General features: G+C 70.8%; 6 protein-coding genes. 5 read left to right on the top strand and 1 reads right to left on the bottom strand.

The features are described 5' to 3' along the window. Nucleotides 1-264 precede the first annotated feature (264 nt). The 3 genes from CCN42_RS18850 to CCN42_RS18840 all read left to right on the top strand — a co-directional run bounded on the left by CCN42_RS18850 (nt 265) and on the right by CCN42_RS18840 (nt 5,798). A complete protein-coding gene (locus CCN42_RS18850) occupies nt 265-3,060 on the top strand; it encodes an aconitate hydratase (protein ID WP_086737222.1) in 2,796 nt (931 codons plus the stop codon). 326 nt (nt 3,061-3,386) lie between these two features. After that, nucleotides 3,387-4,790 (top strand): MFS transporter, encoded by a 1,404-nt coding sequence (locus CCN42_RS18845; protein WP_158102103.1) that lies wholly within the window; start codon nt 3,387-3,389, stop codon nt 4,788-4,790. A 111-nt stretch (nt 4,791-4,901) separates the two neighbouring features. After that, complete coding sequence (locus CCN42_RS18840; protein WP_086737217.1) at nt 4,902-5,798, top strand: LysR family transcriptional regulator; 897 nt, start codon at nt 4,902-4,904, stop codon at nt 5,796-5,798. Between the two features lie 219 nt (nt 5,799-6,017). On the opposite strand, the gene CCN42_RS18835 is transcribed toward CCN42_RS18840, so the two are convergent. After that, on the bottom strand, nt 6,018-6,932 hold the full coding sequence (locus CCN42_RS18835; RefSeq protein ID WP_086737215.1) for a LysR family transcriptional regulator: 915 nt from the start codon (nt 6,930-6,932) through the stop codon (nt 6,018-6,020). A 77-nt stretch (nt 6,933-7,009) separates the two neighbouring features. On the opposite strand from CCN42_RS18835, the gene CCN42_RS18830 reads away from it, so the two are divergent. Together CCN42_RS18830 and CCN42_RS18825 are read left to right on the top strand one after the other, a co-directional pair. Next, nucleotides 7,010-7,732, top strand: a complete 723-nt coding sequence (locus CCN42_RS18830) for a DUF6152 family protein (RefSeq protein ID WP_143661947.1) — start codon at nt 7,010-7,012, stop codon at nt 7,730-7,732. A 2-nt stretch (nt 7,733-7,734) separates the two neighbouring features. Next, nucleotides 7,735-8,217, top strand: coding sequence for a DUF6644 family protein (locus CCN42_RS18825; protein ID WP_211294740.1), 483 nt, complete (start codon nt 7,735-7,737; stop codon nt 8,215-8,217). The last annotated feature ends 74 nt before the right edge of the window (nt 8,218-8,291 follow it).

The following is an 8,291-nucleotide window of genomic DNA, read 5'->3' as shown; positions in this document are numbered from 1 at the left end:
TGGGCCCGAGGGGGGCGGCCTCGGTCTCGGCCCGGGCGGGGTCCGGTGCGGTCCGTGCGGCGGGCGGCGCACCGCGCCGGGGTCCGGGCATGACCATCCGGCCCTCATGTACTAGAGTTATCTCGACATCGAGATATCTGCCGAGGCGCACCGCAGCCACCACAGCAGTAAGGGTTACCTAACTTAGCCTTACCTTAGCGGATCGGCCAAGCTCGCGTGGCGGCAGGATGCGGTGGTACGCGCACATCAATGAAGGAGACTGTCGTGTCGGCGAACAGCTTCGACGCCCGCAGCACGCTGCAGGTGGGCGACGAGTCGTACGAGATCTTCCGGCTTGACAAGGTCGAGGGCTCCGCCCGGCTGCCTTACAGCCTGAAGGTCCTGCTGGAGAACCTGCTCCGCACCGAGGACGGCGCGAACATCACCGCCGACCACATCCGCGCCCTCGGCAACTGGGACTCCCAGGCCCAGCCGTCGCAGGAGATCCAGTTCACGCCGGCCCGCGTGATCATGCAGGACTTCACCGGCGTGCCCTGTGTCGTCGACCTCGCCACCATGCGCGAGGCCGTCAAGGAGCTGGGCGGCGACCCGGCGAAGATCAACCCGCTGGCCCCGGCCGAGCTGGTCATCGACCACTCCGTCATCGCCGACAAGTTCGGCACCCACGAGGCCTTCGCGCAGAACGTCGAGCTGGAGTACGGCCGCAACAAGGAGCGCTACCAGTTCCTGCGCTGGGGCCAGACCGCCTTCGACGAGTTCAAGGTCGTCCCGCCGGGCACCGGCATCGTCCACCAGGTGAACATCGAGCACCTGGCCCGCACCGTCATGGTGCGTAACGGCCAGGCGTACCCCGACACCCTCGTCGGCACCGACTCGCACACCACCATGGTCAACGGCCTCGGCGTGCTCGGCTGGGGCGTCGGCGGCATCGAGGCCGAGGCCGCGATGCTCGGCCAGCCGGTCTCCATGCTCATCCCGCGCGTCGTCGGCTTCAAGCTGACCGGCGAGCTGCCCGCCGGCACCACCGCCACCGACCTCGTGCTCACCATCACCGAGATGCTGCGCAAGCACGGTGTGGTCGGCAAGTTCGTCGAGTTCTACGGTGAGGGCGTCGCCGCCACCTCCCTCGCGAACCGCGCCACCATCGGCAACATGTCGCCGGAGTTCGGCTCCACCGCCGCGATCTTCCCGATCGACGACGAGACCCTGAACTACCTCAAGCTCACCGGCCGCTCCGAGCAGCAGGTCGCGCTCGTCGAGGCGTACGCCAAGGAGCAGGGCCTGTGGCTGGACCCGGCCGCCGAGCCGGACTTCTCCGAGAAGCTGGAGCTCGACCTCTCCACGGTCGTCCCGTCCATCGCCGGCCCGAAGCGCCCGCAGGACCGCATCGTCCTCGCCGAGGCGGCCCAGCAGTTCGCCAAGGACGTCCTCAACTACGTCGAGGTCCCCACCACGCAGGCCGGCACCGCCGCCTCCCCGGTGGACGAGGCGAGCGACGAGTCCTTCCCGGCCTCCGACGCCCCGGCCTACGGCAGCCAGGAGAACGGCGCGGGCGCCCCGCAGCACGCCGAGGGCACCGGCGCGGCCGTCCCGTCGAACCCGGTCACCGTGACCGCCCCCGACGGCAGCACCTACGAGATCGACCACGGCGCCGTCACCGTCGCCGCGATCACCTCCTGCACCAACACCTCCAACCCGTACGTCATGGTCGCCGCCGCCCTGGTGGCCAAGAAGGCGGTCGAGAAGGGCCTGACCCGCAAGCCGTGGGTCAAGACCACCCTCGCCCCGGGTTCGAAGGTCGTGACGGACTACTTCGACAAGGCCGGTCTGACCCCGTACCTCGACAAGGTCGGCTTCAACCTCGTCGGCTACGGCTGCACCACCTGCATCGGCAACTCCGGCCCGCTGCCGGAGGAGGTCTCCAGGGCCGTCAACGACCACGACCTCGCCGTCACCTCGGTCCTCTCCGGCAACCGGAACTTCGAGGGCCGGATCAACCCCGACGTCAAGATGAACTACCTGGCGTCCCCGCCGCTGGTCGTCGCCTACGCCATCGCGGGCTCCATGAAGGTGGACATCACCAAGGACGCCCTGGGCACCGACCAGGACGGCAACCCGGTCTACCTGAAGGACATCTGGCCGACCGAGGCCGAGGTCAACGACGTCGTCGCCAACGCCATCGGCGAGGACATGTTCTCCAAGTCGTACCAGGACGTCTTCGCGGGCGACGCCCAGTGGCAGTCGCTCCCGGTCCCGACCGGCAACACCTTCGAATGGGACCCGGAGTCCACCTACGTCCGCAAGCCCCCGTACTTCGAGGGCATGACGATGGAGACCACCCCGGTCTCCGACATCACCGGCGCCCGCGTCCTCGCCAAGCTGGGCGACTCGGTCACCACCGACCACATCTCCCCGGCCGGTGCGATCAAGGCCGACACCCCGGCCGGCCAGTACCTCACCGAGCACGGTGTGGAGCGTCGTGACTTCAACTCCTACGGCTCCCGCCGAGGCAACCACGAGGTCATGATCCGCGGCACGTTCGCCAACATCCGCCTGCGCAACCAGATCGCGCCGGGCACCGAGGGCGGCTACACCCGCGACTTCACGCAGGACGGCGGCCCGGTCTCCTTCATCTACGACGCCTCCCGCAACTACATCGAGCAGGGCATCCCGCTCGTCGTGCTCGCGGGCAAGGAGTACGGCTCCGGCTCGTCCCGCGACTGGGCGGCCAAGGGCACCGCGCTGCTCGGCGTCAAGGCCGTCATCGCCGAGTCGTACGAGCGCATCCACCGCTCGAACCTCATCGGCATGGGCGTGCTGCCGCTGCAGTTCCCGGAGGGCCAGTCCGCCGAGTCCCTCGGCCTGACCGGCGAGGAGACCTTCTCCATCTCCGGCGTCACCGAGCTGAACGAGGGCACCACGCCGCGCACGGTGAAGGTCACCACCGACACGGGCGTCGAGTTCGACGCGGTCGTCCGCATCGACACCCCCGGTGAGGCCGACTACTACCGCAACGGCGGCATCATGCAGTACGTGCTGCGCAGCCTGATCCGCAAGTAGACCTGAGCGAACAGGCTCGAGGGCCGCATCCCCGGCGACGGGGGTGCGGCCCTCCGTCTGTGCACGACCCGTTTACACGGAGGACCATCCGGCGATACCTTCCAGCCTGGGTGTGTGGGAGCGCTCCCATCCCGGCGGACCGGAACCCGCCCGCGGGGCGCCCCCACCCACCCGTCCGCGACCAGGCTGAGCACTTCCGCTTATCAGTGGGAAACCAACCGGACTTGGACGCGGAAAGAGCGACATGGATCAATCTGTCCATGCGAACTCTTCGTGGAACACCGGCCCCCGAAGCGGCTCCGAGAACCGCGGCGGCGGGGTACGGCATGGTGCTCGTGTCGATCCTGACCGCCACCTTCGTCGGCGGCTTCGACTCCAGCAGCATGCTGCTCGCGGCGCCCTCGCTGCGCAGCGCGCTCGGCGCGTCCTTCGCCCAGACCCAGCTGGTCGTCGCCGGGTACACGATGTCGTACGCGGTCGCCCTCATGACGGGCGGCAGACTGGGGGACGCGTTCGGGCGCAGGCGGGTCTTCCTGTGCGGAGCGGCGGGCTTCACGCTCACCTCGGCCATCTGCGCCCTCGCCGGCTCACCGGCCGTCCTCATCGTGGCCCGGGTCGTCCAGGGCCTGACCGCCGCGCTGATGCTGCCCCAGGTCCTGGCCATCATCCACGCCTCCCTGCCCGCCCCGGTCCGGCGCCGCGCGGTGGGCCTCTACGGCGTCACCATCGGGCTGGCCTGGGTGGCCGGGCCGGTGTGCGGCGGAATCCTCATGGCGTGGAACCCGTTCGACCTCGGGTGGCGGGCGCTGTTCCTGGTCAACGTGCCCATCGGGGCGCTGGTCGTCGCCGGTGCCTGGCGAGCCGTGCCGGAGAGCCACGGGCCGCGTACCCGGCTCGATGTGACGGGTGCGGCGCTGCTCGGCGCGGCGCTCTTCCTGCTGCTGTCCGTGCTGGGCAGGTCCCTGGTACTCGCACCCCCGCACGTCGTGGCGGCGCTGGGCGCCGTCGGGATCCTGCTGGCGCTGTTCTGGGCCCGCGAGCGCCGCCTCGAAGCGCGGTCCCTGTCACCCGTCGTCCCGCCCCGCCTCTTCCGCGAGGGCCGCTTCGCCCGGGGCCTGGCCGCGGTCCTCGCCTTCTACGCCGGGAACCAGGGGTTCCTCGCCCTGCTCTCCTACTACGTGCAGGACGGACTGGAGCGCAGCCCGCTCGTCACCAGCCTCCTCTTCTCGCCCCTGTCCGCCGGCTTCGCGCTGGCGAGCGCCGTCGGCGGCCGGATACCGGCCGCCACCGAGCGCAGGACCGTCCTGGGCGGCATCGCCCTGATGGCCACCGGTCTGCTGACCTTCACCGCCGTGGTGTCCTGCGCCCCGGTCTCCCTCCAACTGGCCGTGCTCCCCGCCGCCCTGGGCATGCTGGGACTGGGCCAGGGGCTGGTGGCCGGGCCGCTGATCTCACTGGTCCTGAGCGCCGCGCCCGCGGAGGACAGCGGCGCGGCCAGCGCCCTGCTCCTGACCGTCACCCAGCTGTCCCACGCCTGTTCGGTGGCGGTCATCGGCTCCGTGTTCAGCGCGCTCCTCGGCGGCGCCTCCGGGGTGGCCGCCCACGCGCGAGCCGCCTCCGCGACGGCGCTCGTCGTGATGGCGGTGTGCCTCCTCGCGGGACTGCTGCTGCGGCGGCTGTTCTCCGGCTCCGGCACCGCACGGCAGTCCGGCGGCCGTGTCGCGGCCTGATCGCGGGCAGGTTCACGGACGTTCACATGTCCTTCGCCTCCTCCGCCGGAAGTGAAACGAACGCGGATGGTTCGCAAACCTCCCCACAGCGGCGGTCTATAGAATCCCGACGTGGAGTTACGGCACCTTCAGTACTTCGTTGCGGTGGCGGAGGAGCTGCACTTCGGACGTGCGGCGGCCCGCCTGGGCATCGCGCAGCCTGGTCTGAGCCAGCAGATCAAGGCACTTGAGCGGCGCCTGTGTGCCGAACTCTTCGAACGGGACCGCCGCGGGGTCGAGTTGACCGAGGCGGGAAGAGTGCTGCTGCCCCTGGCACGCGACGTGCTGAGCCGGAGCAGGAATCTCCAGGAAGTCATCCGCACCTATGGGACGGGCGAGGTCGGCCGGCTGCGGATCGGCATCGCGCGCTCTGCCGCCGGGGGGGTCAGCGATGTTCTGGTGGAGGGCTTCATGGCCGAGTACCCCCAGGTCGAGGTACGGCTCTCCAGCGGGTACACGGCCGCCCATGAGGTGGAGCTGAGCGAGGGCACGATCGATGTCGCGTTCGTGCGGCTCCCGCTGGAGAACACCGAGGAGTTGGTCGGCCGCGAGGTGGCCGACGAGCCGCTGGTGGTGGCCCTCCCGGCACGGCACCGGCTGGCCGCGCGAAGCGCCGTGGGCGTGGCGGACCTGGCCGGTGAGCCCTTCGTCTGGTGGCCCCGGGAGAACGGGCCGGGGATGTGGGACCGCATCCTGGACCAGGTCTTCGGTCCTGGCAACCGTCCCGAGATCGCCCGCTGGGAGCCCGAGGAGGAGCGCATGCTGCACGCGGTCGCCCATGGGCACGGGATCACCGTCCTGGGCGAGGGACGGGCGGGCCGGCTGTCGGTGCCGGGTGTGGTGATCAAGCCCTTCGCCGAGCCGGTGCCGACCTGCGCGCTGGGGCTCGCCTGGCGGGGCGACAACACGCTTCCCACCCTGCACCGGTTCCTGAGGCACGCGGACGCCGTGATCGACGCCTCCGCCTGACGACGCTGTCGGCGGAGTGCGGAGTGCGGGATGTGTGTGGGGGGTGGCGCACTGGAGGGGACTGCCGCGAGCTGGGGTGCGGGACCCCGGGTGCCGGGTGCGGCGTACGGCGAGCCGGCTGCGACGTGTGACCGCCGACGTGTGACTGCCGATGTGCGAGGGCAGGCGTGCGGGTGCGGTGCGGGTGCCGGCGCGTCCGCGGTGTGCGTGGCTCGTGGCTCAGCTGTCGTGGCGTCCGCGGGCGTTGGCGGAGTCCGCGGTGAGGACCGTCCGGAAGTTGCGTACCACGGGGCTCGTCTCACCGCGCCGCCAGACGAGCTGGATGGGCAGCGGGTCGGGCCGGGGGCTGAGCTGGCGGAACTCGACACCGGGCTGCCGCAGGGCCGCCATCGTCCGGGGCACGATGGACACCCCGACCTCGGCCGCGACCAGTCCGATGATGGTCTGCATGTGACCCGCTTCCTGCGACACCTGGATCTCGAATCCGGCGGCCCGGGTCAGGCCGGTGATCCGGTCGTGCAGGGCCGGGCCCATGTGGCGGGGGAACATGATGAACGGCTCCCCGGCGAGCTTGGCCGTGGGCAGCGGAGTGACCGGCGCCAGCGGATGCCTGCGGGGCAGCGCCGCGACCAGGACGTCACGGATGATCTCCTGGCTGGTCAGGCCCTCCGGGATCTCGTTGTCGCTCAGGGCGTGCAGGATGCCCACGTCGATCCGCCCGGCGAGCAGTTCCTCGACCTGGCGCGCGCTGGGCAGCTCCCGCACCTGGAGCTCCACGCCGGGGTAGACCCGTCTGAAACGGCGCAGCAGCCGGGGGATCAGCTCGGGCACGGCCGATCCGACGAAGCCGAGGACGAGTTCGCCCACGTCGCCGCGTCCGGTCTGCCGGGCGGCCAGCTGGGCCCGCTCCACGTGGTGCAGGGCCCGGCGGGCCTCGGCGACGAAGCTCTCGCCCGCCGCGGTGATGCTCACCTCCCGGGTGGTCCGGTCGAACAGGGAGACGCCTAACTCGTCCTCCAGTTTGCGTACCTGCTGGCTGAGGGTCGGCTGCTGGAGGCCGAGGCGCCGGGCCGTACGGCCGAAATGGAGCTCCTCCGCCAGTACCACGATGTAGCGCATCTGTTCAAGATTCATACCTTCATGCAATCACACACATTGAATCTGATGAACAATCAAAGAAGTGAACGGCTTCACCAACCACACTGTGGGGCATGCGACTTCGACCCTCCGCTTCCGCTCTGGCCACGACCGTCGCCGCACTCGTTCTGGCCTTGACGACCGCCGGTCCGGCGGCCGCCCACCACGGATGGGAGCACTACGACACGACCGCCCCCTATTACGCATCCGGCACCGTGACCGGTGTGCGCTGGGGCAACCCGCACCCCGAGGTGACGCTCCGCATCGAGGAGAAGCAGGTCCCGGCCGGCTGGGCGGACCGTGACATCCCCTCGGACCTGGAGGACATCGGCGGGCGGCAGGTCATGGAGGCCACTCGCTCCTACTCCGGGTCGAGCGACGAACTGACCCTGATCCTGGCCCCCATCGAGCGGCTGTCGGCCTGGGGCATGGACGGCGAGGTGGAGGAGGGCGACAAGCTGGAGGTCGTCGGCTACCTGGACCGCGACCACGACGACGAGCTGCGCCCCGAGATGATCGTGCTGGAGGACGGGCAGGCGGTCCGTCAGCGGTCCGTGCCCCTGCCGGTGGCCCCCGAGCCCGCCGAGGAGGGCGAGGCGGCGGCCGGTGAGGGCGCGGCGGCGTCGGCCGGGGAGGACGAGGCCGGCCGCCGGGCCCAGGGTGAGACGGGCAGCACCGCGGCCGCCGAGTCCGAGGACTCCTCCGACACGACCGTCTGGCTGGTGACCGGCGGCGCCGTGCTGCTGCTCTTCGCCGGGGGCGGGTACTACGTCGTGCGCCGAGCCAACAGGGCCTGACCGTGAACGACTTCTTCTCCTGGCTCGAAGGCTCCGGTCTCGGCGAGGCCGTCCGCACCACCCCCCTGGTGTACTCCTCGCTGGAGAGCGTGCACATCCTCGGCATCGCACTGCTCGTCGGCCCCGCGCTGGCCTTCGACCTCCGGCTGCTCGGCGTCGGCCGGCAGCTGCTGCCCGTCACGGCGGCCGCCCGGCATCTGCTGCCGCTGGCCCGCTTCGGCTTCGCGCTGGCGGTCGCGAGCGGAGTGGTGATGTTCGTCTCCGGGGCCGTCGCCGTCGGCAACAGCGGCGCGGCGCCCTGGAAACTGGGTCTGCTGATCGTCGCCGGCGTCAACATCGCCGTCTTCCACTGGGGCGCCTTCCGCAGGGTGGACGGCTGGGACATCGAGGTCCCGAGCCCGGCGAGAGCGAGGGTCGCGGCCGTCGTCTCGATCGTGGTGTGGTCCGCCGTGATCGCCGCCGGCCGTCTGCTCGCCTACACCTGAGGAGCGCCGCTCCGCGTCCGCAGTCGTACACAGGTGAAGCCCTCCCCGCGTGGGGAGGGCTTCACCTGTGCGTG

Origin of the sequence: Streptomyces glaucescens, from assembly GCF_002154375.1 — a bacterium.
Classification (GTDB): Bacteria; Actinomycetota; Actinomycetes; order Streptomycetales; family Streptomycetaceae; genus Streptomyces; species Streptomyces glaucescens.
This window is presented reverse-complemented; position numbering and strand designations above follow the sequence as displayed.